General features: G+C 72.7%; 25 protein-coding genes and 1 pseudogene. 14 read left to right on the forward strand and 12 right to left on the reverse strand.

The window, feature by feature from the left end; all coding sequences use genetic code 11:
- Positions 1 to 57: 57 nt before the first annotated feature.
- From ACXKR8_RS23575 to ACXKR8_RS23595, 5 genes are all read right to left on the reverse strand, one after another.
- A complete protein-coding gene (locus ACXKR8_RS23575; RefSeq protein WP_458274852.1) occupies positions 58 to 1,374 on the reverse strand; it encodes a HAMP domain-containing sensor histidine kinase in 1,317 nt (438 codons plus the stop codon).
- Positions 1,375 to 1,531: 157 nt separating this feature from the next.
- Positions 1,532 to 2,209, reverse strand: a complete 678-nt coding sequence (locus tag ACXKR8_RS23580) for a response regulator transcription factor (RefSeq protein ID WP_458274853.1) — start codon at positions 2,207 to 2,209, stop codon at positions 1,532 to 1,534.
- A gap of 80 nt (positions 2,210 to 2,289) precedes the next feature.
- Positions 2,290 to 3,123: an SDR family NAD(P)-dependent oxidoreductase gene (locus tag ACXKR8_RS23585; RefSeq protein ID WP_458274854.1), complete on the reverse strand. Its 834-nt coding sequence runs from the start codon at positions 3,121 to 3,123 to the stop codon at positions 2,290 to 2,292.
- Positions 3,116 to 4,654, reverse strand: a complete 1,539-nt coding sequence (locus ACXKR8_RS23590) for a flavin-containing monooxygenase (RefSeq protein WP_458274855.1) — start codon at positions 4,652 to 4,654, stop codon at positions 3,116 to 3,118. Before ACXKR8_RS23590 ends, ACXKR8_RS23585 begins: the two co-directional genes overlap by 8 nt.
- Positions 4,651 to 5,496, reverse strand: a complete 846-nt coding sequence (locus tag ACXKR8_RS23595; protein ID WP_458274856.1) for an alpha/beta fold hydrolase — start codon at positions 5,494 to 5,496, stop codon at positions 4,651 to 4,653. The genes ACXKR8_RS23590 and ACXKR8_RS23595 overlap by 4 nt, the downstream gene beginning before the upstream one ends.
- Positions 5,497 to 5,663: 167 nt before the next feature.
- On the opposite strand from ACXKR8_RS23595, the gene ACXKR8_RS23600 reads away from it, so the two are divergent.
- Both ACXKR8_RS23600 and ACXKR8_RS23605 read left to right on the forward strand, forming a co-directional pair.
- A complete protein-coding gene (locus tag ACXKR8_RS23600) occupies positions 5,664 to 6,275 on the forward strand; it encodes a TetR/AcrR family transcriptional regulator (protein ID WP_458274857.1) in 612 nt (203 codons plus the stop codon).
- Between the two features lie 61 nt (positions 6,276 to 6,336).
- Positions 6,337 to 7,313, forward strand: a pseudogene (locus ACXKR8_RS23605) (ROK family protein).
- A 6-nt stretch (positions 7,314 to 7,319) separates the two neighbouring features.
- On the opposite strand, the gene ACXKR8_RS23610 reads toward ACXKR8_RS23605, so the two are convergent.
- Positions 7,320 to 7,880: a TetR/AcrR family transcriptional regulator gene (locus ACXKR8_RS23610; protein ID WP_458274859.1), complete on the reverse strand. Its 561-nt coding sequence runs from the start codon at positions 7,878 to 7,880 to the stop codon at positions 7,320 to 7,322.
- An 88-nt stretch (positions 7,881 to 7,968) separates the two neighbouring features.
- Here ACXKR8_RS23610 and ACXKR8_RS23615 point away from each other — a divergent pair, with 88 nt between their 5' ends.
- Genes ACXKR8_RS23615 through ACXKR8_RS23625 form a run of 3 tightly spaced genes read left to right on the forward strand, consistent with a single transcriptional unit; the run spans position 7,969 to position 13,044 of the window.
- Positions 7,969 to 9,228, forward strand: a complete 1,260-nt coding sequence (locus ACXKR8_RS23615) for an MFS transporter (RefSeq protein WP_458274860.1) — start codon at positions 7,969 to 7,971, stop codon at positions 9,226 to 9,228.
- A 56-nt stretch (positions 9,229 to 9,284) separates the two neighbouring features.
- Entirely contained in the window at positions 9,285 to 11,885 is a 2,601-nt protein-coding gene (locus ACXKR8_RS23620; protein ID WP_458274861.1) for a glycoside hydrolase family 2 protein, read from the forward strand.
- A gap of 13 nt (positions 11,886 to 11,898) precedes the next feature.
- Positions 11,899 to 13,044, forward strand: coding sequence for a GDSL-type esterase/lipase family protein (locus tag ACXKR8_RS23625; protein ID WP_458274862.1), 1,146 nt, complete (start codon positions 11,899 to 11,901; stop codon positions 13,042 to 13,044).
- 26 nt (positions 13,045 to 13,070) lie between these two features.
- On the opposite strand, the gene ACXKR8_RS23630 is transcribed toward ACXKR8_RS23625, so the two are convergent.
- Positions 13,071 to 13,421 (reverse strand): STAS domain-containing protein, encoded by a 351-nt coding sequence (locus ACXKR8_RS23630; protein WP_458274863.1) that lies wholly within the window; start codon positions 13,419 to 13,421, stop codon positions 13,071 to 13,073.
- Between the two features lie 258 nt (positions 13,422 to 13,679).
- Here ACXKR8_RS23630 and ACXKR8_RS23635 point away from each other — a divergent pair, with 258 nt between their 5' ends.
- Genes ACXKR8_RS23635 through ACXKR8_RS23650 form a run of 4 tightly spaced genes read left to right on the forward strand, consistent with a single transcriptional unit; the run spans position 13,680 to position 16,192 of the window.
- On the forward strand, positions 13,680 to 14,396 hold the full coding sequence (locus ACXKR8_RS23635; protein WP_458274864.1) for an ANTAR domain-containing protein: 717 nt from the start codon (positions 13,680 to 13,682) through the stop codon (positions 14,394 to 14,396).
- Positions 14,397 to 14,447: 51 nt separating this feature from the next.
- Positions 14,448 to 15,176 carry a GAF and ANTAR domain-containing protein gene (locus tag ACXKR8_RS23640; protein WP_458274865.1) on the forward strand — a complete coding sequence of 243 codons (729 nt, stop codon included), beginning with the start codon at positions 14,448 to 14,450 and terminating at the stop codon, positions 15,174 to 15,176.
- A 59-nt stretch (positions 15,177 to 15,235) separates the two neighbouring features.
- The gene (locus ACXKR8_RS23645) at positions 15,236 to 15,961 is read left to right on the forward strand and encodes a GAF and ANTAR domain-containing protein (RefSeq protein ID WP_458274866.1); all 726 of its coding nucleotides are present in this window, start codon (positions 15,236 to 15,238) and stop codon (positions 15,959 to 15,961) included.
- A 60-nt stretch (positions 15,962 to 16,021) separates the two neighbouring features.
- A complete protein-coding gene (locus ACXKR8_RS23650; RefSeq protein WP_458268253.1) occupies positions 16,022 to 16,192 on the forward strand; it encodes a hydrophobic protein in 171 nt (56 codons plus the stop codon).
- A gap of 93 nt (positions 16,193 to 16,285) precedes the next feature.
- Here the strand turns inward: ACXKR8_RS23650 and ACXKR8_RS23655 are convergent, their stop codons facing one another.
- Positions 16,286 to 16,702, reverse strand: a complete 417-nt coding sequence (locus ACXKR8_RS23655; RefSeq protein WP_458274867.1) for a cupin domain-containing protein — start codon at positions 16,700 to 16,702, stop codon at positions 16,286 to 16,288.
- A 53-nt stretch (positions 16,703 to 16,755) separates the two neighbouring features.
- Between ACXKR8_RS23655 and ACXKR8_RS23660 the strand changes: the two genes are divergently transcribed.
- The 3 genes from ACXKR8_RS23660 to ACXKR8_RS23670 all read left to right on the forward strand — a co-directional run bounded on the left by ACXKR8_RS23660 (position 16,756) and on the right by ACXKR8_RS23670 (position 18,864).
- Complete coding sequence (locus ACXKR8_RS23660) at positions 16,756 to 17,496, forward strand: HAD family hydrolase (RefSeq protein ID WP_458274868.1); 741 nt, start codon at positions 16,756 to 16,758, stop codon at positions 17,494 to 17,496.
- Positions 17,486 to 17,650 (forward strand): hypothetical protein, encoded by a 165-nt coding sequence (locus ACXKR8_RS23665; RefSeq protein ID WP_458274869.1) that lies wholly within the window; start codon positions 17,486 to 17,488, stop codon positions 17,648 to 17,650. The genes ACXKR8_RS23660 and ACXKR8_RS23665 overlap by 11 nt, the downstream gene beginning before the upstream one ends.
- 116 nt (positions 17,651 to 17,766) lie before the next feature.
- Positions 17,767 to 18,864: a chitinase gene (locus ACXKR8_RS23670; RefSeq protein ID WP_458274870.1), complete on the forward strand. Its 1,098-nt coding sequence runs from the start codon at positions 17,767 to 17,769 to the stop codon at positions 18,862 to 18,864.
- Between the two features lie 109 nt (positions 18,865 to 18,973).
- Here ACXKR8_RS23670 and ACXKR8_RS23675 read toward each other — a convergent pair whose 3' ends face one another.
- Genes ACXKR8_RS23675 through ACXKR8_RS23690 form a run of 4 tightly spaced genes read right to left on the reverse strand, consistent with a single transcriptional unit; the run spans position 18,974 to position 22,582 of the window.
- A complete protein-coding gene (locus tag ACXKR8_RS23675; protein WP_458274871.1) occupies positions 18,974 to 20,182 on the reverse strand; it encodes an ABC transporter permease in 1,209 nt (402 codons plus the stop codon).
- Entirely contained in the window at positions 20,179 to 20,925 is a 747-nt protein-coding gene (locus tag ACXKR8_RS23680) for an ABC transporter ATP-binding protein (RefSeq protein WP_458274872.1), read from the reverse strand. The genes ACXKR8_RS23675 and ACXKR8_RS23680 overlap by 4 nt, the downstream gene beginning before the upstream one ends.
- Entirely contained in the window at positions 20,922 to 22,067 is a 1,146-nt protein-coding gene (locus tag ACXKR8_RS23685) for a peptidoglycan-binding protein (protein ID WP_458274873.1), read from the reverse strand. The genes ACXKR8_RS23680 and ACXKR8_RS23685 overlap by 4 nt, the downstream gene beginning before the upstream one ends.
- Positions 22,064 to 22,582, reverse strand: a complete 519-nt coding sequence (locus ACXKR8_RS23690) for a hypothetical protein (RefSeq protein ID WP_458274874.1) — start codon at positions 22,580 to 22,582, stop codon at positions 22,064 to 22,066. The genes ACXKR8_RS23685 and ACXKR8_RS23690 overlap by 4 nt, the downstream gene beginning before the upstream one ends.
- Before the next feature lie 178 nt (positions 22,583 to 22,760).
- Here ACXKR8_RS23690 and ACXKR8_RS23695 point away from each other — a divergent pair, with 178 nt between their 5' ends.
- Both ACXKR8_RS23695 and ACXKR8_RS23700 read left to right on the forward strand, forming a co-directional pair.
- Positions 22,761 to 23,417 carry a response regulator transcription factor gene (locus ACXKR8_RS23695; protein WP_458274875.1) on the forward strand — a complete coding sequence of 219 codons (657 nt, stop codon included), beginning with the start codon at positions 22,761 to 22,763 and terminating at the stop codon, positions 23,415 to 23,417.
- Positions 23,411 to 24,601, forward strand: coding sequence for a sensor histidine kinase (locus ACXKR8_RS23700; RefSeq protein WP_458274876.1), 1,191 nt, complete (start codon positions 23,411 to 23,413; stop codon positions 24,599 to 24,601). The genes ACXKR8_RS23695 and ACXKR8_RS23700 overlap by 7 nt, the downstream gene beginning before the upstream one ends.
- Positions 24,602 to 24,639: the final 38 nt, after the last annotated feature.

Genomic DNA, 24,639 nt, shown 5'->3' on the forward strand with positions numbered 1-24,639 from the left:
GCCTGCGGCGGGCTGCCCGGCAAGCTGACCGAGTTCCTCGAGTCCCCTTGAGCGTTCCTAGGCCGTGCGGGGCAGGGTGAGGACGAGTCTGGCGCCCTGCGGGCCTTCGGGGAGCGGGGGTCGGGCGGTCAGGGTGCCGCCGTGGGCGGTGGCGATGTCGCGGGCGATGGCCAGGCCGAGGCCGGTCCCCGCGGTGCCGGCGTGGTCGCGGGCACGGGCGTCGTCCAGGCGGGTGAAGCGGTCGAAGACCCGGTCGCGGTCCTCGGCGGCGATGCCGGGGCCGTCGTCGGCGACCTCGATCAGCACCGAGTCCGCGGTGGTCTCCAGCCGGATCCGGACCGTGCTCCTGGCGTGGCGGGCGGCGTTGTCCACCAGGTTGGCCAGCAGCCGGGTCAGGGCGGTCCCGCTGCCGAGGACCCAGGCGGGCCCGCCGGCTTCGTCGACGACGACCGGCAGGGGGGTGCGGGCTCCGGCCACCTGGTGGATCAGGTCGGCGGGGCTGATCCGGCCGTGGCCCGGCAGTTGACCGGCGTCCAGGCGGGCCAGCAGCAGCAGGTCCTCGACGATCTCCTGGAGCTGTTCGGCGTCGCGCAGCGCCTCGCGGCCGGTGTCCGGCCAGTCGGCGGCCTCGGGCCGGGCCACGGCCAGTTCCAACCGGGTGCGCAGGGTGGTCAGCGGGCTGCGGAGTTCATGGGAGGCGTCGGAGGTGAAGGTCCGCAGCCGGGCCACCGCGCGCTGCAACTGGTCCAGGGTGGTGTTCATGGTGCCGGCCAGCCGGGACACCTCGTCGCCCGCCTGCGGGTCGGGCACCCGGCGGTGCAGGTCATGGGTGGTGATCTCGGCGAACTCCGCGCGGATGGCCTCCACCGGCCGCATCGCCCTGCCCATCGCGACCCAGGTCAGCGCGGCGACCAGGAGCAGCACCAGCGGGATGCTGGGCAGCAGCAGCCAGAGCATGGTGGACAGCGCGCCGCTGACCGCGGTGAGGTCGGGGACGGCCTGGAGCAGGTAGGTGCCGTCGGAGGTGGGCACGGACACGCTGGCGGTCCCGGGGACGGCGGCGGTGACGGCCGCGGGGGCTGCGGCGGCGGTGCCTGCGCCGGAGGCGGTGCCGGTGGTCGGGGCGGTGCCGGTGGTTGCGGTGCTGGTGGGCGCGGTGGTGGGGCGCGGGGCGGTGCCGACCGGGATCGGGCTCGCTTCGGTGACGGTGACCTGGCCGGCCGAGGCCGCCGAGAGGTCGGCCGGGGTCAGGGCGCCGCTGCGGAGCTGGTCCGCGGCGGCGGTCACCTGCCTGGCGGCCGCGTTCTGGGCGGTGCCGACCAGATGGCCGTGCACCGCGTACAGCAGCAGGCCCGCACACAGCGACAGGGCCACCGCGGTGACCAGGGTGACCGCGGCGGTGGCCCGGCCCCGTACCGTGCGGGGGCGCAGCGGCAGGGAACGCAGTGAACGAAACCGCGGCGAACCGGACCGCGGCGGGCGAAACCGCGGCGGGCGGGGCCGGCGGCGCCGGTCCGGGCGGGCGGGGATCTCAGCCGCCGTCGGCGCGGAGGCGGTAGCCGGCCGCGTGGACGGTCTCGATGCAGGCCCGTCCGAACGGCTTGTCGATCTTCCGGCGCAGCGCACTGACGTAGACCTCCACGATGTTGAGCACCCCGTCGTAGGAGTCGCCCCAGATGGCGTCCACCATCTCGCCCTTGCCGACCACCTCGCCGACCCGCTGGGCGAGGTGCACCAGCACCGCGAACTCGCGGCCGGTGAGCGGGACGTCCTGCCCGGCGCGGCGGCAGCGGCGGGCCGCGGGGTCGATCTCCAGGTCGCCGAAGTGCCGTACCACCTGGCGGTCCGGACGGGTCCGCCGGACCAGCGCGCGGAGCCGGGCGATCAGCACCACGAAGGAGAAGGGCTTGGTCATGTAGTCGTCGGCGCCGGTCTCCAGGCCCTCCGCCTCGTCGTACTCGCCGTCCTTGGCGGAGAGCATCAGGATCGGGGTGCGGTCGCCGACCGAGCGGAGGTGGTCGCAGACCTTGTAGCCGTTCATCCCGGGCATCATCACGTCCAGGACGATCACGTCGTAGTCGCCCTCGGCGGCCAGCCGGATGTCCTCCAGGCCGTCGCCTGCGGCGTCCACCGCGCAGCCCTCGGCCCGCAGGCCCTGCCGCAGCAGTTCCACCAGGCGCGCGTCGTCGTCCACCACCAGTACCCGCATGCCTCCAGGGTGCCTCACCTGGCCCCGGAACCGCTGAAGGCGATCTTCAGGATCGACGGCAGCGGCAACCCGGCAGCGGCTCAGCGGCCGCGGTTCTTCATGGCCACGGCCAGCACCCGGCCGTATGAGCCGGGCAGCAGCCGGCCGAGCAGGTCGGGGATCCTGGCGCTCCAGCCGATCAGGACCCGGGTCCTGCGCCTGCGGACCCCCTCCAGGATCTGGGCGGCGGCGGCCGAGGGCTCGATGGTCAGCAGCTTCTCGAACTGCCGCTGCCCGGCGGACTGCTCGGCCGCGCTGACCCCGGCCGCGACCCGGGCGTTGGTGGCGATCGCGGTGCGGATGCCGCCCGGGTGGACGCCGGTCACCCCGACGCCCTTCTCCGGGAGCTCGTGGCGCAGCGCCTCGGTGAAGCCGCGGACCGCGAACTTGCTCGCCGCGTAGGCGGACTGGCCGGCCGGGGCGATCAGCCCGAACAGGCTGGAGACATTCACCAGATGGGCGCCGGGCGAGGCGTAGAGCATCGGCAGCAGGGCGTGGGTGAGCCGGACCTGGGCGTGGAAGTTGATGTCGACCACCCACTCGAACTCCTCGACCGACAGCTGGTCGAACCGTCCGGCCAGGGCCACCCCGGCGTTGTTGATCAGCAGGGTGATCCGCTCGTGGTCCGCGCGGACCGACTCGGCCGCGCGCAGGGTCGCCTCGGCGTCGCCCAGGTCGACCGTATAGCTGCGCACAGTGAGCTGCGGGTACTGGCCGCCGAGGTCCTTGACCAGGGCGTCGAGGCCGTCGGCGTCCCGGTCCAGCAGGGCGAGGTGGCTGCCGCGCTCGGCGAGGCCGTGGGCGAGCGCCGCGCCGATGCCGGAGGCGGCGCCGGTCACCACGGCCGTGCCGTGGGCGAACACATAGTCACGCATGGCTGGTCTCCGTCTCGTGTGTGCGAGTCTCTCGTTCACTGGTCTGCCGGGCGGTGGTGAGTCGGTAGAGCGAGGGGTCGAAGCGGCGCAGCAGCTGCCGGAACCGGGCCGCCCGGTGCGGCCACAGCGTGGTGTTCCGGCCCTCGGCGTCCAGGTAGAAGCTGGTGCAGCCGCCCTTGACCCAGACCGAGGTGCTGAGCGTCCGCTGTAGCCCGTCGTTGTACGCGGACTGGGCCTGCGGCAGCGCCTCGATGGCGGCGGCTCCCCGGCCGCGCATCAGCCGCAGCGCCTTCAGCACATAGTCGATCTGGGACTCGATGATGTAGACGATGCTGTTGTGGCCCAGCGCGGTGTTGGGCCCCACCAGCAGGAACAGATTGGGGAAGCCGGTCACGGTGGTGCCGTGCAGCGCCTCCATCCGGGTGCCCCAGTACTGCGCCAGGGGTATCCCGCCCCGGCCGTGGATCAGCTCGGCGACGGCCGGCTGGGTGGCGTTGAAGCCGGTGCCGCAGATCAGCACATCGACCTCGTGGTGGGCGCCGTCGGCGGTGACCACCCCGGTGGCGGTCACCCCGGTGATCTTCTCGGTGACCAGGTCGACGTTGGGGCGGTTCAGCGCCGGGTAGTACTCGTCGGAGACCAGCAGCCGCTTGCAGCCGATCCGGAAGTCCGGGGTGACCTTCGCCCGCAGCTCGGGATCGCGGACCTTGCGGGCCAGGTAGGAACGGCCCACGGCCTCGAAGCGGCGGCTGACCCAGGGGTACTTGAAGCCGGCGAACCTGCTCTCGGCCACCCCGAAGATCCAGGCCCGGGAGGCCTGTTGCAGCAGCGGCAGCCGGGCGAACCAGCGGCGCCTGGCGGCGCTGGTGGGGGCGTCGCCGCGCGGCATCACCCACGGCGCGCTGCGCTGAAAGACCGTCAACTGCCCGGCGGACTCCGCGATCCTGGGCACGAACTGGATCGCCGAGGCGCCGGTGCCGATGACCGCGATCCGCTTCCCGGCCAGCTCCACGCCGTGGTTCCAGGCGGCGGAGTGGAAGCTCTCCCCGGCGAAGTCCTCCAGACCGGGGATCTCCGGCCACTTGGGGGTGATCAGCGGGCCGTGGCCGGAGATCAGCACCCGGGCCAGGTACTCGCCCGCGCTGGTGGTGATCCGCCACAGCGCGGCCTCCTCGTCCCAGGCTGCGTGCTCCACCTCGTGCCCGAAGCGGATGTGCTCGCGGATCCCGAACCGGTCGGTGGTGTCCCGCAGATAGGCGTGGATCTCCTCCTGCCGGGCGTAGCGGGAGGTCCAGTCCGGGTTGGGGGCGAAGGAGAAGGAGTAGAGGTCGCTGCGGATGTCGCAGGCGCAGCCCGGGTAGGTGTTGTCGCGCCAGGTGCCGCCCACCTCCTGGGCCCGTTCGAAGACCACGAAGTCCTCGATGCCCTGCTGCTTGAGCCGGCAGGCCATGCCGAGGCCGGAGAAACCGGTGCCGATCACGGCGGCGTCCAGCACGTCCGGCCCGTCTGTTGCGTCCACTGCGGGGGTCATCTGAGTTCCTCCTTCAGGAACGCGGAGGCCAGTTCGTGGAACTCCTCGGCGCGCTCGATCTGCGGCATGTGGCCGGTGTCGGCGAACAGGTGGGTGCGGGCGTGCGGGAGGGACCGCCGGGCGTGGTCGAGGTGGGCGGCGGGCAGGATCAGGTCGTGGTCGCCCCAGACCACCAGCGTGGGCACCCGCAGCGGCGCGACCTGCGCCAGCAGCCGCTCGCGCCACTGCGGCCTGATGCCGCGCAGGGTGCCGAGACCGCGGACGGTCTCCAGGAAAACCTCGGCCGCGCCGGGCCGCTCGGCGGCGCGCAGGGCGTGCTCGACCCGCTCCTCGGTGGCGAAGCGGCGGTCGAAGAAGAGGGCCCGCTCGGTCCTGCGGGCGTTCCCCCGGTTCGGCCTGAGCAGGATCCGGCCCAGCGGGCGCAGCGCCAGCAGCCGCAGGACGAAGGCGACCTCCTGGCCGAACCCGGCGCTGTTGGCCAGCACCAGCGCGGACACCCGCTCGGGGGCGGCGGCCGCCACGGCGAGGGCGACCGCTCCGCCCAGCGAGTTGCCCATCACCACCACCCGACGGTGCTCCCCGACCGCGTCCAGGAAGCCGGTCACGAAGTCGGCGAACCCGGACAGGCTGCACGGCCCGTCCAGCCGCTGGGAGCTTCCGAAGCCGGCCAGATCCAGGCTGTAGACCCGGTAGCGGTCGCGCAGCCGGTGCTGCTGCTCGGTCCAGTCCTCCAGGGTCCGGCCGATCCCGTGCAGCAGCAGCACCGGTGGTCCTTCCCCGGTCACCCGGTAGTGCGCCCGCACTCCGCGCACCGGAACAAAGGCCTCGCCCTGTGTCGTCATACTGCCATTATCTGAAGGATTATTCATGTCTACAACTCGCGTTCGAATCGCCCGAACCCCCGGCTCCACCAGGGAGTTTCCGCTGTTGGGGGCAGGTGTTCCGGGCCGTTCGCCGACGTCATAAGTGAAGTGTTGCTCGCGTTCTCGGGCTGTGCGATGCTGCTCGAATGGCCAGAAACAGCCGCAGTGTGCGCGTGCCGCAGCAGGAGCGCAGCCGGCAGACCGTCGCCCGGCTGCTGGCAGCCGCGGGCCAGGTCTTCGTCGAGCAGGGGTTCGCCGCCACCACGACCAACCACATCGCCGAGCGGGCCGGCCTCTCGGTGGGATCGCTCTACCAGTTCTTCCCCGACAAGCACGCGGTGCTCTCCGCGCTGCAGGCCGAGTGGGCGGTGCGGCTGGGCGTCGCCCTGGACGAGGCGCTCGCGGACGCGGCCGAGCAGCCGCTGGAGGTCAGCGTGGACCGGGTGCTGCGGGTGCACGCCCGGCTCAACAGCGACCCGCCCGGGCTGCTCTGCTTCCTGCTGACGCTGCCCGAGCACCCGAGCCAGACCGAGGCCCTGCTGCGCACCATGGTGCAGCGGGTGGAGGAACTGCTCGCCGTCCTCGCGGTCCCGATGAGCCCGGTCCGCCGCCGGATGGTCGCCCTGATGGTGATCCACCTCAGCATGGGCCTGTACGCCCTGGGCGATGTCTCGGCGGCGAAGAACCCGGAGATCTTCCGGGAGACCAAGGACGCCATGCTCGGCTACCTCACCCCGCTCGGCCGCGCCGCTGGCTAGACAACGTTGTCAGAAGAGGCGACACTCGACCCGCCAGCCCCGACCGACCGAAGGCATCGCCATGAGCACGCAGCAGACCGACGTCCCGCAGTCGCGCACGCCCCTTCCCGGGCAGTTGGTCGCCGCCCTCGACATAGGCGGCACCAAGATCGCCGGGGGCTGGTGGACGCCGCCGGCACCCTCTGCCACCAGGTCCAACTCCCCACCCCGGCCGACGAACCGGGCGACTCCGTGCTCAGAACGGTGCACCGGGTGCTGGACCTGCTCGCCGCCGACCCGCGCTGGTCCCTGGTGCACATGCTCGGCATCGGCAGCGCCGGCCCGGTGGACATCTCCCGGGGCACGGTGAGCCCGGTCAACATCCCCGGCTGGCGCGACTACCCGCTGGTGGACCGGGTGGCCGCGCATCCGGCCGTGGCCGGGCTGCCGGTGGTGCTGGGCGGGGACGCGGTGGCGATGACGGCGGCCGAGCACTGGCGCGGGGCGGCCCGCGGCTGTGCCAACGCGCTGTGCCTGGTGGTGTCGACCGGGGTCGGCGCCGGGCTGGTGCTGAACGGCGCCGTGCACGCCGGGCCCACCGGGAACGCCGGACACCTGGGCCACATCAGCCTGGACCTGGACGGCGAGCCCTGCCCCTGCGGCTCGCGCGGCTGCGTGGAGGGCTTCGCCAGCGGCACCGCCATCGCCCGCCGCGCGCTGCGGGACGGCTGGCGGCCGCTCGGCGCCGACAGCTCGGCCGGTGCGGTCGCGGTCTCCGCGCGGGCGGGCGACCCGGTCGCGCTGGCCTCCTTCGACCGTGCCGCGCAGGCGCTGGCCGCGGGGATCGCGGCCACCGCGACCCTGGTGGAGATCGAGGTGGCCGTCGTCGGCGGCGGGGTGGCCCGGGCCGGCGAGACCCTGTTCGCCCCGCTGCGGCGGCATCTGCGCAGCTACGCGACGCTGCCGTTCACGGCCGGTCTGCGGGTCGAGCCGGCCCAGCTGGGCACCGACGCGGGGCTGGTCGGCGCGGCGGCGCTGGCGCTGGCAGGGGTGCGCTGAGCGCTTTCAGCCGACGGCCTCGACCGGTTCGCCGCGGAAGGTGGCGGAGAGCCGCTTGAGGTCGGCGACGATGTCGGTGGACGGGTCGCGGAGCCACTGGATCTGCAGGCCCTCCGCCGCCGCGAGCAGCACCCGGGCCTGCCAGGTCCGGCCGGGGCCGAGCAGAGCCTCAATCAACTCCGTTACCTGGACCGCGCGTTCGCGCATAAAGAGATGGGCCGGGTGCTCCGGCCGGGCCGAGGCGGCGGTCATGTCGACGAACAGCCGGAGCAGCCCCGGCGTCTCGGTGGTGTGCGCCATCAGCGCCCAGGCGCCGTCCAGCGTGGTCAGGTCGTAGGTGGCGGAGTACTCGGCGTCGCGGGCCGCGAGGATGGCGACGAGCAGCTCGTCCTTGCTCTCGAAGTAGTGCAGCACTCCGGCCTCGGTGAGTCCGACTGCGGCGGCGATGGACTTCAGCGAGGGCCCCTGCGGGCCTGAGGTTTCGTACGCGTCGAGGGCGACCTTGAGGATCTCGGCTCGGCGGGCGACCCCCTTCTGATAGGGACCGCGGCGTGCGTTGGTGGACATGCGGCCGAATGTACCCCGCCCCAGGTCGGCGACACTCACCCGGTTGAAAACCTAGTGTTACTTAGTTTTTAACGTCTACGGTGTTCGTATGACCACAGTCCAGAGCATCGTCGCCGTCGAGTCCGGCCCGGCCGCGGTGCCCGCCGCACCGGCCCGGCTGGGGCGGCTGGGGCCGCTGCTGTTCGCCGGGCACGCGGCCTGGGCGCTTCCGTCCACCGCCGCCGGGACGCTGCTGCAGGCCCTGCTCGCCGACGAGCGCCCCGGCTCCAAAGTGGCCTCCTACGCCGTGCTGACCACGGTCGGCGCGGGCTCGGCGGTGCTGACCACGATCGTGGCCGGCGCGCTCTCCGACCGGACCCGGAGCAGGTTCGGCCGGCGCAACCCCTGGATCCTCGGCGGCGCGGCGGTGGCCTCGGCCGCCCTCGCGCTGACCGGTCTCAGCTCGGTCTTCGCGCTGCAGGTGCTGTGCTTCGCGCTGTACCAGGTCGGCCTCAGCGCGATGCTGAGCGCGCTCTACGCACTGCTGCCGGACCGGGTGCCGCGCACCTCACTCGGCCGCGCCTCGGCGCTGAGCGGCGTCGGCTACCTGCTCGGCACCGGTCTGGGCGGGGTCGCCGCCTCGGCCGCCATCAACGTTCCCGCGGTCGGCATCAGGATCGTGCCGTGGACCATGCTCGCGGTCGCGCTGCTGGTGTTCTTCCTGGCCAGGGACGCGTCCAACCGGGACGAGCCGCGGCAGCGGCTGGACGCCAGGGCACTGCTGCGGTCGTTCATGCCGTCCAGGGACCGCGACTTCCTGTGGGCGTTCGCCGGCCGCTTCTGCGTGATCCTGGCCCTGTTCCTGGTCGTCTTCTACCAGCTCTACCTGCTCACCGACTACCTGCATCTGAGCGACAAGCGGGCGAGCGAGGTGATCGCGCTCGGCTCGGTGCTGCTCGCCCTGGCGGCGCTGCTGGCCACCACCGTGGGCGGGGTGCTCTCGGACCGCCTGGAACGGCGCAAGCCGCTGGTGGTCGCCGCCTCGGTGCTGGTCGGCGCGGCCGCGCTGCCCGCCCTGGTCAGCACCACCGTGCCGACCGTGCTGGCGTTCTACGTCATCTCCGGCTTCGGCTACGGGATGTACCTCTCGGTCGACCAGGCGCTGATGGTCGAGGTGCTGCCGACCAGCGGGACCGAGGCCAAGGGCCTGGGCTTCCTCAGCATCGCCAACACCGCCCCGCTGGTGCTCGGACCGCCGCTGTCCGCGCTGCTGGTGACGCTGGCCGGGTACCGCGCCCTGTTCGCCGTCACCCTGCTGCTGGCCCTGGCCGGCGGGGCCTGCATCGTCATGATCCGCCGCGTCCGCTAGCGGTCCTCCCCCAGCGGTCGTCCCCCCACACAGAAACTTTCAGAGAAGAGTGCTCCATGGACTCCGTGCAACGGCTTGACCGCTTCGAGCTGGCCGCCAGCGACCTCACCACACCCGAGGCGGTGCGGCAGGACCCCACCCTCACCTGGTATCCGGCCGTGGTCCCGGGGGGTGTGCACGAGAGCCTGATCGCCGCAGGGCGGATCGAGCACCCCTACTACGGCGACAACATGGAGGCGGCGCGCTGGATCGACGACGAGACCTGGTGGTACCGCACCGCGTTCGACTTCGACGCGCCGGACGGGCTGGACGGGGACGAGCGGCTGCGGCTGGTCTGCGAGAGCCTCGACACCGTCGCCGAGATCTGGCTCAACGGCGAGCTGGTCGGCAGCCATGAGTCGCAGTTCCGGCCGGCCGTGCTGGACGTCACCGGCCAGGTCCGCGCCCACAACGAACTGCTGATCCGCTTCACCCCGCCGCTGGCCGGTCTCACCACGCCGCCCGAGGTGGCGAACACCCTGGAGAAGATGAAGGCCCTGTTCGGCCTGCTGGTGCAGGACGGGCAGCCCGAGGACCCCGAGGCAGAGCAGCCGCCCGGGGTGATGTCGGCGAACCTGGCGCTGACCCTGCGCCGCAAGGGCACCTTCTCCTGGGGCTGGGACTTCGGCCCCCGGCTGCCGGCCATCGGTCTGGCGGGCGTGGTCCAGCTCCGTCGCGAGCGCGGCGCCGTGCTGAGCGGCCACCACATCCGGGCGACCTCGGTGGACGTGGCCGCCGCGACGGCCACCGTCGCCGTCGACGTCGAGGCGGACGCCTTCGGCCACAGCGGCGCGATGAACGCCCTGGTCACCCTGACCGCCCCGAACGGCCGGGTGCACCGCGCGGAGCTCGACCTCGGCGACGGCCGGGCCGGCGCCGTGCTCGACATCGACGACGCCCAGCTGTGGTGGAGCCACGACCTGGGCGAGCAGCCGCTCTACGACGTGGTGATCGAGCTGACCGGGAAGGACGGGCTGCTGCTGGACCGGGCCGAGGACCGGATCGGACTGCGCACCGTCACCCTGGACCGCTCCGCCGACGAGGAGGGCGGCCGGCTGTTCCGGTTCGTGCTGAACGGGGTCCCGCTGTTCGCCCGCGGCGCCAACTGGGTGCCGGTGAGCATGATGACCGGTTCGGTGACCGCCGAGACCGTCCGCGCCCTGGTGGAGGCGGCCAAGCGGGGCAATATGAACATGCTGCGGGTGTGGGGCGGCGGGGTCTACGAGCAGGACGGCTTCTACCGCTCCTGCGACGACCTGGGCGTGCTGGTCTGGCAGGACTTCATGTTCGCCTGCATCGACTACCCCAGCGACGACCCGGCCCTGCACGCCGAGGTGGTCCGCGAGGCGGAGTACCAGGTCAAGCGGCTGCGCAACCGCGCGTCCATGGCGCTGTGGGCGGGCAACAACGAGGTGACCGGCATCCACCAGCTGGTCTACCAGAACACCGACCCGGGCAACTGGGGCTGGTCCTTCTTCCACGAGGTGCTGCCCTCCGCCGTCACCCGGTTCAACCCCGAGGTCCCGTACTGGCCCGGCAGCCCCTGGGGCGAGGACGACCCGTACGGCATCAACGGCGTCCTCGACGGCGACCGGCACGCCTGGGAGGTCTGGCACGGCGTGGACCTCGGCGTCGGCGGCCCCACCGAGTTCGCGAGCAAGGGCGAGGAGGTGCACTTCGACCGCTACCGCTACGACAAGGGCAAGTTCATCAGCGAGTTCGGCATCCACGCCACGGCCGAGCTGGGCACCCTGGCCCGGTGGACCCCGCCGGGTTCGCTCGCCCTGCACAGCCCCGAGTTCGACAACCGCAACAAGGACGTGCCCAAGAACAAGGGCGACGACCTGATGTCGGTGGAGACCGGGCTGCCGACCGACCTGGAGCAGTACGTCGACTTCTCGATGGCCTGCCAGGCGGAGGGGCTGAAGTTCGGCATCGAGCACTACCGGCGCCGGCAGCCGCACTGCTCCGGCACCCTGCTCTGGCAGCTCAACGAGCCCTGGCCGGGCCTGTCCTGGTCGATCATCGACCACGACCTGATCGCCAAGGCCGGGTACTACTTCACCCAGCGCGCCTACCGCCCGGTGCTGGCCAGCTTCGTCAGGACCGACGACGGCGGGATCCAGCTGTGGGTCAGCAACAGCGGCCGGACCCCGGTGGAGCTGCGGCTCCGGGTCGAGGTGGCCGGCTTCGCCGGAGAGCAGTTCGTCGACGAGTACCTGGACCTGGTCGCCGCCCCGGGCAGCTCGCGCCCGGTGTGGTCGGCGCCCGCCGCCGCCTTCGGCCCCGGACCCGACCGCTTCGCCTGGGTCAGCGACGGGGCCGGCCGGATCGAGCCCAACCGGCTGTTCTTCGGGCCGCTCAAGGACCTCCCGCTGACCCTCGGCGAGGTCGAGACCAGGATCGAGCCCGGTGCCGCGGACGGCACCGCCGAGGTCGTGCTGACCTCGCACGGCTACAGCTACCTGACCCGGGTGCTGGCCCCCGCGCCCGGCGTCACCTTCGACCGCAACTACCTCGACCTGCGGGACGGTCAGCAGGCCCGGATCCTGGTCGGCGGCCTGCCGAAGGACTTCGACCCGGCCGATCTGCACATCGCCGGCTACGGCCGACCCTAAGGAGACGAAGAAGATGCTCTTCCAGACCGATTTCCCCGCCGACCGGGTGCGGATCGAGGGCGCGCTCGAACTCGAGCGGACCGGGCGCGGGCTGCGGCCGCGCCGGCTCCCCGCCTGGACCAGGCCCCAGATCAACGACCCCTTCTTCGAGCTGGCCGTCCAGGGCGCCGCGAACGTCCGGCTGGTGCTGCGCACCGAGGCGACCGAGCTGGAACTGGTCCTGCACGCCACCCGGGTCGGACTGCCCGGCGGCCCGGTGCCGGCCGTGGTCGACCTGGTCGTGGACGGCGAACGGCTGCGCCGGGTGCCCGTCCTGGGCGGCGACATCCTGCAGATCGTCTCGCTGGCGGGCGACACCCAGCTGATCCCGGGCAGCGCCGAGACGATCCGCTTCGCCGAGCTGCCGGCCGGCGACAAGAGGGTGGAGATCTGGCTGTCCCAGTCGGCCACCAGCGATCTGGTGTCCCTGGGCGGCAACGCGGAGCTCCGTCCGGCCGAGGAGTCGGCGAAGCCGCGCTGGGTCCACTACGGCTCGTCCATCAGCCACTGCCTGGAGGCGGACGGCCCCACCGGGACCTGGCCCGCGGTCGCGGCAGCGGCCACCGGGCTCGACCTGACCAGTCTCGCCTTCGCCGGCAACGCCATGCTCGACCCGTTCGTGGCCAGGACCATCAGGGAGCTGCCGGCCGACTTCATCAGCCTGAAGATCGGCATCAATGTGGTCGGCAGCGCCGGTATGCGCCGCCGCACCTTCCTGCCCGCCGTGCACGGCTTCCTCGACACCATCCGCGAGGGGCACCCGGACACGCCGATCCTGGTGGTCTCGCCGGTCTCCTGCCCGATGCTGGAGGACACCCCCGGGCCGTGCGCCACCGACCCGGCCACCGGCCGGCAGCAGCCGATCGGCGACCCGGCGGAGGCCGACGCCCTCGGCGCGCTGACCCTCGGCTGGGTCCGCGAGGCGCTGGAACTCCTGGTGCGGCAGCGGGCCGGGAGCGACCCCGCGCTGTCCTACCTGGACGGACGCCGACTGCTCGGCCCGGACGAGGCCGACTCGCTGGGGGACGGGCTGCACCCCGACGCCGCCGCCTACCACCGGATGGGGGCCCGCTTCGCCGACCACCTGCACACCGAGTACAAGGCGCTGACGGGCAACTGACGCACCGTCGGCCCGGGGCCCGACGGTCAGCCCTCGGGCCCCGGGCCCGGCCAGGGCGGCGGGGCCAGTCGCCGGCCCAGCCCGGTGGTGTCCAGCAGTCGGCGCAGCCGGGGCGGCATGTCGGTCAGATAGAGCGGGACGAACCGCTCGGTCGCGCACTGCTGGGCCTCCATCAGCGCCCCGAGCCCGGTGCTGTCGCAGAAGTCCAGCAGCGCGGCGTCGACCTCGATCCGGCGCACCCCCGGGATGTCGAGGATCCGGTTGACGGCGGACCGCAGACCGCGCACCCCGGAGAGGTCGAGCTCCCCCGCGAGCAGCATCCGGACGGTGCCGCCGGTGTCCAGCACGACGATGTCCAGCAGCGGGCGGCTGATCATGACGTATCCCGGGGGCCTGTGGGGGACGAGCCGGTGATGGTATCGGGCATGCGGCAGCAGCTCTCTGTGCCGTCCCTGGGCAGAGCTGGGGGAACGTGGGAGACCCGCCCGAAACACCGTCGGCTGCGCTTCCGAACCGTCTGCCCACCAGCATGCCAGAGAAGCCCCGGCCGCGGCACCGGCCCAGGATGATCCACCGCGTACGGTGGGAAGCCTAGGATGGCCGCGGCGGACCGGACGGTTGGGCGAGGCGGTGGGATGAAGGATCTGGCGCGGGTCGCGCAGGCGGTCGCGGCGGCGGCCCAGGGGCCGGCCGCCGGGCTGCTGAACCGGCTGTGCGCGGCCTGTTCCAGCACGCTGCCGGTGGAGGGGGTGGCCATCTCGATGATGGCCCAGGTCGGCCGCCCGATGGCCCGTTCGGCCAGTGACGAACGGGTGACCCGGCTGGAGGAGCTGCAGTTCACCCTCGGCGAGGGCCCCGGCATCGCCGCGTACACCAGCCGGGCGCCGGCCTGGACCACCGACCTGCTGCAGGTCGACAGCGACTGGCCGGTGTTCGCGGCCGAGGCCGCGGCCCTGGTCCTGGCGGCGGGGTGGGAGATCCGGTCGATGGTCGCCTTCCCGCTCCAGCTGGGCCGCGAGCCGCTGGGCATCGTGGACCTCTACCGGCGGCACAGCGGGGACGTGGACCCGGAGCTGATCGCCCAGGCCAGGATCGCGGTCGACGCGGTGGCGCTGGCGCTGCTGGCCGCCGTGGGGGACGGGGAGGGCGGCCCGGCCTGGCTCCCGCCGATGGTCACCGACGAGGTGACCGTCGACCAGGCGGTGGGCATGGTGATGGCGCAGCTCGACCTGGGGCCGGAGGCGGCGCTGGCCCGGCTCCGGGCGCACGCGTTCGCCCAGGGGCAGATGCTCGGCGACGTGGCCGCGGCGGTAGTCTCGCGGGCGCTTCGGTTGACCCGGGAGGACGGATGAGCGCGCGGAGAGGGAACGGGAGAGGGCGTAGCGTGGAGCCAGGAGGCCGTCATGGCGCATGACGCACAGTTGAACGGGATTCTCGCCGATCTGGCCGGGGTGCTGGTCAGCGACTTCGACCTCGGTGACCTGCTGCACCGTCTGGCCGACACCTGTATCGGCGTCTGCGGGGCGTCCGGCGCGGGGATCCTGGTGGCCGACCAGGACGGCGTGCTGCGCGACGTGGCGTACTCCAGTGAGAGCATCCGGCAGTTGGAGCGGGTGCAACTGGCGGCCGCCGAGGGCCCGTGCGTCGAGTGCTTCCAGATCGGCGCGCTGGTGCAGGAGCCGGATCTGGCCGCGGCCGCGGCCCGCTGGCCGAGTTTCGCCCCGGCGGCGCTCGGGCTCGGCATCGGTTCCGCGCTGGCGCTGCCGCTGCGGCTGCGCGGCCGGACGGTGGGCGCGCTCAACCTCTTCCACACCGCGCCGGGACTGTCCTCGGCGGACGTGCTCCGGGCCGCCCAGGCGCTGGCCGACCTGGCGATGGTCGGCATCGTCCAGTACGGGCACGGGCCCGACCTGGCCCAGTCGGTGGAGGACCACGTCAGGACGGCTCTGGTGGCCCGCTCGCTGATCGAACGGGCCAAGGGGTTCCTGGCCGAGCAGGGCAACATCTCGATGGACGCGGCGTTCCTCCGCATGCGCGACTACGCCGACGCCCAGGGGCTGGGGCTGACCCGGGTCGCCGAGGACCTGAGCAGCCGGGTGCTGCCCGCCGACGCGGTGCTGGGATCCGGCTGAACGGGCAGACTACTGTCAGCAGGACCGACGGCCGGGGGCGAGAGAGGAGTCAGCAGGTGGTGTCCGGGCGAACGGACGTGGCGATCGCCGCGCGGTTGGCACGCACCGCCCGTGAACTCCACGGCCATGGAAGCGTGCAGGAGACACTCCGGGCGATCGTGGACTCCGCCCGCGGGGTGATCGAGGGCTGTGACCACGCCGGGGTGACGGTGCTCGGCCGGGGCGGTGCGATCGAGAGCCCCGCCTGCACGGATCCGCTGGTGCTCGAACTGGACCGGCTGCAGGGCGCGCTCGACCAGGGCCCGTGCCTGGACGTGATGCGGGGTCAGGCGCTCCTGCGGATCGACGACACCGCCCGGGAGCAGCGCTGGCCCGCGTTCAGCCGCGGCGCCGAGGAACTGGGCGTCGGGAGCATGCTGGCCTGCCGGCTGGCCGGCAGCTGGGCCCCCACCGCCGCGTTGAACCTGCACTCGGGCCGCCGGTCGGCCTTCGACGACGGCACCGCGCAGATCGCCGTGGTCTACGCCGCCCATGCGACGCTGGCGCTGGCGAACGCGGGACTGGTCGCCTCGCTGCGGCAGTCGATGGACAACCGGCAGGCGATCGGCGAGGCCACCGGCATCCTGATGGAGCGTCACCGGATCACCTCCCGGCAGAGTTTCGAGCTGCTGGTCGCCGCCTCGCAGCGGCTGAACGTCAAACTCCGGGTGGTCGCCGCGCAGGTGGTCGACACCGGGGAGGACCCGCGCAGCATCCGGCGTGAGCAGCTTCCGCCCTTTCAGTGAGGGATCCGGTGGAATGGGTCGGCGGGAGCGGGGCAGGCGCTGTTCAGGAGGATGATAACTATGGGTCCTGTACTTCTGGTTCTGCTGCTCGCCCTGATCCTGGGCGGGGCCGGCTTCGCCATTCATATTCTGTGGTGGATCGCCATCGTGGTCCTGGTGCTCTGGGCACTCGGGTTCGTCTTCCGGGGCGCGGGCTCCGGCGGCAGCCGTGGCCGCTGGTACCGATGGTGAACGAGTGACGTGACGACGTGTACGACGTGTACGACGTGTACGGAGAGGCGGTCCCCGGTCGGGGACCGCCTCTCCGCATGTCATCGCCGCATGTCAGCGCCGCGTGTCGCCCGGCGGGGGGAGCAGGGGCTGTCCTGTCGTGACGGCGACATGGGCCGGGATTTCCTCGTGGCGGTCGCCGACGGTGGGGGTCCCGGTGGGCTCGAACATCAGGATCGCTGCGCCGTCCGGGGCGGACGGCCTGTGCTCGGTGCCCCGCGGGACGGTGAAGACCGAACCGGTCGGCAGCGTCACCACGCGTTCGCCGGCCGGCTCGCGCAGGGCGATCCGCAGTTCGCCTGCGAGCACCAGGAAGAACTCGTCGGTGTGCTCGTGGGCGTGCCAGACGTGCTCGCCCTCGACCTTGGCGATCCGTACGTCGTAGTCGTTGACGCCGGTGACGATACGAGGGCTCCACAGCTCGTCGAACGTGGCCAGGGCCTGGTGCAGGTCGATCGGATCGTTGCTCATGGGCCCCATCCTGCTCCGTGCGGCGGCGGGTCTGCGAGTGCTAGAAATCGCCTATGACGCAAGAATCCTCGCCGGCCCGCCCTCGGCGGCTGGTGCTCTGGGACGTGGACGGCACGCTGCTGGACCCGGCCGGCTTCGGACGGGAGGCGATGCACCAGGCGTTCGAGCAGCTCTTCGGCAGGCCGGTCACGGTCCGGGTGCCGTTCGCCGGGCGCACGGACCGGGCCATCGTGCGGGATCTCGTCGCCCAACTCGGTCCCCGACCGGGCTCGGCGGGGACGGACCTGGCCGATCCCGCCGCCGCGCTGCAGGACCTGGCCGGACGGGTCGCCGAGCAGCAGCGGCACAGGTTCCAGGCCGGCGGGGGCCGGGTGCTGCCCGGGGTCGAGGAGGCCCTCGCCGCCCTGGCCGACCGGCCGAACCTGGTCCAGTCGGTGCTCACCGGCAATATGCGCCGGATGGGCCTGGTCAAACTCGCCGCCGCCGGACTCGCCGGCCGGCTGGACCTGGAGGTGGCGGCCTTCGGCGACCACCACCTGGTGCGGGCCGATCTGGTCGACGTGGCCAGGGACCTGGCCGAACACAAGTACGGCATGGAATTCCCGGCGGCGTCGGTGGTGCTGGTCGGGGACACCCCGCTGGACGTCGAGGCCGCGCTGGCCCGCGGCGCCACGGCGGTGGCCGTCGCCACCGGCTCGTTCGGTGTGGCCGAACTGCGGGCCGCCGGAGCCCATGCGGTGCTGCCGGACCTGACCGACCTCCCCCGGCTGCTGGCCGCACTCGGTGCGAGCTGAACCGTCGCGGGCCGAGCCGGTGCGGGCCGAGCCGTCGCGGGCCGAGCCGGTGCAACGTTCCGGCACTGTCGTCCCGCCCCATACGCACCTCGTCTCGCTGACCGGCCCGCAGCTTCGGACCACCCTGGCCGAGGTGCTCGCGGAGCGGAACTGAGGCCGGTTTCTGAAGCGGGGCCATGAGCTTTCCAAGGGTCTGCCCGGAACCCTTGACAGCAGATTGGTCTAGTCCAAGTATTAGCGACGTTCAACTACCGCTGCTTGGGAGCCCAGATGCGACGATCGCCCAAACCCCTCCGCGCCGTACTCACCGGCATAGTCGCAACCGCCATCGCCTCGGCGGGGCTGCTCACCGCCGGCGCCGGCGCGGCCAGCGCCGCGGGCTTCCCCACGCACGGGAACACCGCCGTGAACCCCATCCCGGCCCATGTGTACGCGCCGTACTTCGAGGCGTACAACGGCGACGACCCGGCCGCCCTCGCCAAGGCGTCCGGCGCCAAGTACCTGACCATGGCGTTCATCCAGACCGCCGCGACCGGTTCCTGTACCGCGTACTGGAACGGCGCCACCACCACGCCGCTCACCTCGGCCACCTTCGGCAAGTCCATCGCCGCCATCCAGCGGACCGGCGGCACGGTCATCCCCTCCTTCGGCGGCTACACCGCCGACACCACCAACACCGACATCGCCGACAGCTGCACCAGCGTCGACGGCATCGCCAAGGTCTACGAGAACGTCTTCACCACCTACCACACCTCCCGGATCGACCTGGACGTCGAGGCCGACGCGCTGAGCAACACCGCCGGCATCGCCCGCCGCAACCAGGCCATCGCCAAGGTCGAGGCCTGGGCCGCCCGCACCGGACGCAACGTCAGCTTCTCCTACACCCTGCCGGTCACCACCACCGGACTCGGCGCCACCGGCATCGCCCTGCTGCAGAACGCCGCGCAGGAGCACGCCAGGATCGCCGTCGTCAACGCGATGACCTTCGACTACTACGACGGCACCGTCCACGAGATGGCGACCAACTCGGAGACCGCCGCGACCGGTGTGCACAGCCAGCTCGCCGCGATCTACCCGCACAAGTCCTCGGCCCAGCTGTGGAAGAGCATCGGGGTCACCCTGATGCCGGGCATCGACGACTTCGGCGCGGCCGAGACCACCACCCTGGCGGACACCGCCGCGGTCAAGGCCTGGGCCACCCGCCACAACCTCGCCAGCCTGTCCATCTGGGCGCTGCAGCGCGACAACGGCGGCTGCCCCGGCACCGTCGGCGCGGGCAGCTGCTCCGGCATCAACCAGACCACCTGGGCCGCCAGCCACATCCTGGAGCCGTTCACCAGCTGGAGCCGCAGCCCGTTCGACCGCTGACTTTCCGTCAAGTTGCTTGTCCATATTGGTCAAGTGACTTGTCCATAAAAGATTTCGGCGTCGCTCCCGCGGAACCTTCCGTGGGAGCGACGCCGAAGGTGCGTCCGGGTCAGGGGCCGGCCAGGGCCTCGCGCGGGGCGAGCCGGGCGGCGCGCATGGCCGGCCAGAGCCCGGCCAGGGCGCCGATCAGCATGGTGGCGCCGATGCCCAGGCCCAGCGACCAGGGCGGGATGACCACCTGCCAGTGCTTGGAGAGCGCGTAGCCGGCCGAGACGGCGGCGCCGATCGCGGCGCCCGCGGCCCCGCCGAGGGCCGAGAGCAGCACCGATTCGGTGAGGAACTGGGTCCGGATCTGGGCCCGGGTGGCGCCCAGCGAGCGGCGCAGCCCGATCTCGCCGCGCCGTTCCAGGACCGCGATGACCATGGTGTTGGCGACCCCGACGCCGCCGACCAGCAGGGCGATGGCGCCGATGCCCACCAGCAGGCCGGTGAAGGCCTGGTTGGCGGCCTGCTTGGCGGTGAGGGCGTCGGAGGGGCGGGAGATCGCCACGTCCGCGGGCGACTCGGGGTTGGCGGTGGCGGCCAGCACCTGGCGGACCTGGTCGACGGCGCTGTCGTCGGTGCGGGTGTAGACGGTGGTGGGGTGCCCGTCGTAGCCGAGCAGCCGCTGCGCGGCGGGTTCGCCGACCAGTGCGCTGGTGTCCAGTTCCGGTGCCAGCGCCGAGGGTTGGAGAATGCCGGTGACGGTGAACCACTGCCCGCCGAGCCAGATCTGCGAGCCCGGCCGGTCGATGCCCAACTGCTGGGCGGTCTGCGCGCCGAGGACGGTGGACGGGTAGGCGGCCTGGGCCGCGTTGAGCCAGCTGCCCGCGGCCAGGTCCAGGCCGACGGTGGCGGCCAGGTTCAGGTCGGTGGCGCTGACGGTGATGCCGCCGTTGGCGTTCGGGTCGATCCGGTCGTTGCGGTAGACCTTCACCTTGGGCAGCGCACCGGTCCCGGCCGCGTTCCGCACCGGGCCGATCCGCCGGACCATGCCGACCGCCTGCTTGGGGAGTTCGGTCTCCTTGCCGAAGACGTTCTTGCCCGGGGCGGCGGTCAGCAGATTGGTGCCGACCTTGGCGAGCTGGGCGTTGAACGCGGCCTGGCTGGAGGAGGAGATGGCGACCACGGCGACCATCGCGGCGATGCCGATCGCGATGCCGAGGGCGGACAGCAGCACCCGGGTGGGCCTGGTGCGCAGTCCCGAGCCTCCCACCCGCAGGGTGTCGGGCAGCGAGAGACGGCTGGGTACCAGCCTCGGGGCGGTACGGCGGGTCATATCAGCGTCCTCTGCGGGGCGGCGGGCCCTTCGGTGACGACGCCCTCGGTGACGACGCCGTCGTGGACATGGATGCGGCGCGGCAGGGTGGTGGCCAGTTCCGCGGCGTGGGTGATCACCAGGACCGTGGTGCCCGCGGCGTTGAGCTCGCGCAGCAGCTCCACCACCGCCGCTCCGGAGACGCTGTCCAGGGCGCCGGTCGGCTCGTCCGCCAGCAGCAGCGGCGGATTGCCGACCACGGCGCGGGCGATGGCGACCCGCTGCTTCTCGCCACCGGACAGCTCGTGCGGGCGGTGGTCAAGACGGTGCGCCAGACCGACCCTGGTCAGGGCGTGTTCGGCGCGTTCGCGGCGCTCCCCGCGCCCGATGCCCAGGTAGAGCAGCCCGTCCGCGACATTGTCGAGGGCGCTGACCCCCGGCGCGAGGAAGAAGTGCTGGAACACGAAGCCGATGGAGCGCGCGCGCAGGGCGGACAGCTGCTTCTCGCTGAGAGTCCGGATGTCGTGGCCGTCAATGGCGACGGTCCCGGTGGTCGGCACGTCCAGGGTGCCGATGAGGTTGAGCAGGGTGGACTTCCCCGAGCCGGACGGCCCGACGATGGCGCACAGTTCGCCGCGACCGATCCGGAAGGACACGTCGTGCAGCACCCGGGTGCCGCCGGGGTAGGTGTGGCCGACCCCGGCCAGCTCCACCAGCGGCGCGGGTCCGGTGCCGGCGCTCTCGGTCATGAGGCTGCCGGTCATGCGGCGACGCCCACGGTCTGGCCCTGGCGCAGGCCGGTGCCGCTGACCTCCACCCGGCCGTCGGCGAACATGCCGGTGGTGACCGGCACCACGGTGCTGGTGCCGTCGGGGCGGAGCACCTCGACCCCGTAGCCACCCTCGCTGAGGGCCAGCAGCGCGGTCAGCGGAACGGTGAGCACATTGTCCCGGTGGCCGTTCACCAGCGTGACGGTCACCGGAGCCTGGGTGAGCGCGCCCGCGGCCCCGCGGGCGAGGGTGATGTCGACGCCGACGGTGGACTTGTCGCCCTGGCCGTCCGGGCTGGGGGTGGTGGTCACGGTCTTGCTGATCGAGCCCACCGTGCCCTTGATCGTGCTGCCGTTCGGCAGGGTGACGGTGACCTGGGCGCCCTTGGCGACCAACTGCTGGTCCCCGACGTCGAGGTCGACATGGACGTGCTGGCGGTCGGAGCTGGCGGCGAGCACCGGCATCCCCGGCGCGGCGGGCGAACCGAGCGCGGACTTGGCCGCGGACACCATCAGCGGCCCTGCGGCGTAGACCACCCGGCCCCGCTCCACCACGCCGGTGACCGTCCAGCCCTGGTTCCGCTGCCAGCGGCGGACGGCCGCCGCGGTGTCCGCGTCGTAGCGGTCGTCGACGGTGAACCCGCCGTAGCCGAGCGCGCTGAGGTTCTGCTCGAACTGGCGCACGTCATTGCCGTGCTCACCGACCCGCAGGTCGCGGTAGGCGGGTTCGACCCCGTAGAACAGGACCACCCCCTGCCCGTCGACCTGGTACAGCTCCTTCCCCCGGGAGACGACGGCGCCGGGGGACGGCAGGTGGGTGATGGTGCCGGTGATCTGCCCGGTGATGGTGACCTGCCCGGAGTAGACGAGCTTTCCGTCGACCTGCTTGGTGTTGACCAGGTTCTGCCGGCGGACCAGGTCCGTGGCGGTCTTGGCCACGGGTGCGTGCTGCCCGGCGTCGGACGTCCGGGTGCTCAGGGCGTAGCCGCCGGCCCCGGCCGCGGCGGCCAGCACCACGGCGGCCGTCCACAGCGCCGTGCGCCGGGGGCGCTTCCTCCTGGGCGCCGGCCCGGCGCCCACCACCGGCTGGATGCCGGTATCGGCGCCGGTGCTGGTGTCGATGTCGGTGCGGCTCACTGGCCCGTCCCGGAGAACGTCATGCCGCAGGCCTTCATGGCGGCGTCGACGTTGGGCCCCTGGGGCATCTGCTGGGCCGTGCCGGGCTGCGGGTCGGGCATGTCGACGCCGTGCGCCCGCAGGCACTTGGCCTCGTCCAGCGCCTTCTTCTGCTGCGCCGGGTCGTTGGCGTTGCCCTGCTGAGCGGAGTCCAGGCTCTTGCAGGCGGCCAAGGCCTTGGTCATCTTCGCCTGGCCGTCGGCGTCGGAGGGCATCTGGATCGACAGGCCGCCCCCGGGGTTCTGGTCGGGCATCTCGACACCGTGGTCGCGCATGCACTTCGTGAAGGCGAGACGGGCCTGGGCGGGGTTCAGGCTGGCCGTGGCCGTCGGCTTCGCCGAACCGTTGCCGCTGCCGCCGCCCGCGCTGGCGACCTTCGTCCCACCCCCTCCGGAGCCGCACGCGCTCAGGGACAGGGCGGCGAGCAGCGCCGTGCAGGCGAGCACGGACGGGCGCGTCAGGGATCGGTAAGCCATGGTGGCGACACCTCGGGAGCAGCAGGGGACGTGGGAACGGCATCAGCGAAGCAGGGCGCCCCTTACAGGCGGATAAGACCGTCGGCGGCCGGGTCGGCGGTGTCGCTTATGCGGCTGCAATCGGCCCTGTGTTTGTCTGGCAGGACGCACCGGAGCAAAAACAGGCAAGGACCCCCCGTTGAGAGTGCTGATCGCCGAGGACCACCATGTGCTGGCCAGGACCATCGCCACCGGTCTGCGCCGGCAGGCCATGGCCGTCGACCTGGCCGCCTCCGGTGACGTGGCCGAGCGGATGTGCCTGTTCAACGACTACGACGTGCTCGTCCTCGACCGGGACCTGCCGGTGATGTCCGGTGACGAGGTGTGCCGACGGCTGGCCGAACTGGCCGACCCGCCCCGGATCCTGATGCTCACCGCGGCCGGCACCGTCGAGGACCGGGTGCACGGCCTGGACCTGGGCGCCGACGACTACCTCGCCAAGCCCTTCGAGTTCGCCGAGCTGGTCGCCAGGATCCGCGCGCTGTCCCGGCGCGTGCCCGGGCCGGCCCCGCAGATCCTGCGCCACCGCGGGATCACCCTGGACCGGGCCCGTCGGCAGGCGTCCGTCGACGGCACGCCGCTCGACCTCACCCCCAAGGAGTTCGCCGTGCTGCAGGCCCTGCTGGAGGCCCGCGGTGAGCCGGTCACCCACCGCGACCTGCTGCACCGGATCTGGGACGAGCACATGGACGCCCGCACCGGCGCGGTCCGGGCCACGGTCAGCCGGTTGCGCCGCAAGCTCGGCGACACCGACGCCGTGTCCGCCGACGACGGAAGCGGCTACCGGCTGTGCTGAGATCCCCGCTGGCCAGGCTCCCGTTCCGGGCCCGTCTCGCGGCCGCCATCTCGCTGTGGTTCACCCTGGCCACCGCCGCCCTGCTGGCCCTGGTGATCACCCTCGCCGCACACGGCACCGTGCAGACGCTGCACGCCATCGTCGGCGCCACCGACCTGGGCCGGTCCCAGCCCGCCACCTCGGCCGGCCCCGCCCAGCCCTGGTCCGGTACCACTGCCCCGGCCGCGAACGGCAGCCGGCAACCGATCGCGATCAGCCTCGCCGACCAGGTCAAGAACGCCGCCCTGCACCAGATGCTGCTCTGGTCCGGCCTCGGCCTCCTGGTGATGGCCCTGGCCGGCAGCGCGATGGGCTGGTGGCTCGCCGGACGCGCGGTGCGCCCGGTCCGCCGGGTCACCGAGACCGCGCGCCGGATCAGCGAGGAGAACCTGCACGAGCGGATGGCCAGCACCGGCCCCCACGACGAACTCCGCGAACTCGCCGACACCTTCGACACCATGCTGCAACGACTGGACCGGGCCTTCGACAGCCAGCGCCGGTTCGTGGCCAACGCCTCCCACGAGCTGCGCACGCCGCTGGCGGTCCAGCGCGCCAGCATCGAGGTCGGCCTCGCCGACCCGCTCCCGGCGAACCTGCACGAGGTCCGCGAGGACCTGCTGGCCGTCAACAGGGACGCCGAGCACCTCATCGCCGCCCTGCTGCTGCTGGCCCGCAGCGACCGGGGCCTGGACCGCACCGAGCCGGTGCGGCTGGACCTGGTCGCCGCCGCCGTGCTGGCCGAGCTGCGCCCGGTCGCCGAGGACCGCGGCATCGCCGTGCGCACCCTGCTCCAGCCGGCCGGCCTCGACGGGGATCCGGTCCTGCTCAAGCACCTGCTGTCCAACCTGGTGCGCAACGCGCTGCAGTACAACCATCCCGGCGGCGAGGTCGAGGTCACCGTCACGGCCGACCGCCTCAGCATCTGCAACAGCGGTCCGGTGGTGCTGCCGGAGCGCGTCCCCGACCTCTTCGAGCCCTTCCGCCGGCTGGACCGCGACCGGCTGCACGGCCCCGGCCACGGACTGGGCCTGTCCATCGCCCGCTCCATCGCCTCGGCGCACCAGGCCGCCCTCACCGCCGCCGCCAATCCCGACGGGGGCCTCACCGTCGAGATCCGCCTGCGCGCGGTGCCGGACGCCGGCTGAGCGGTCGGCGGCGTCGCGCGCGCTGCCGGCTACCAGGA

Source organism: Streptacidiphilus sp. PAMC 29251 (assembly GCF_054208735.2).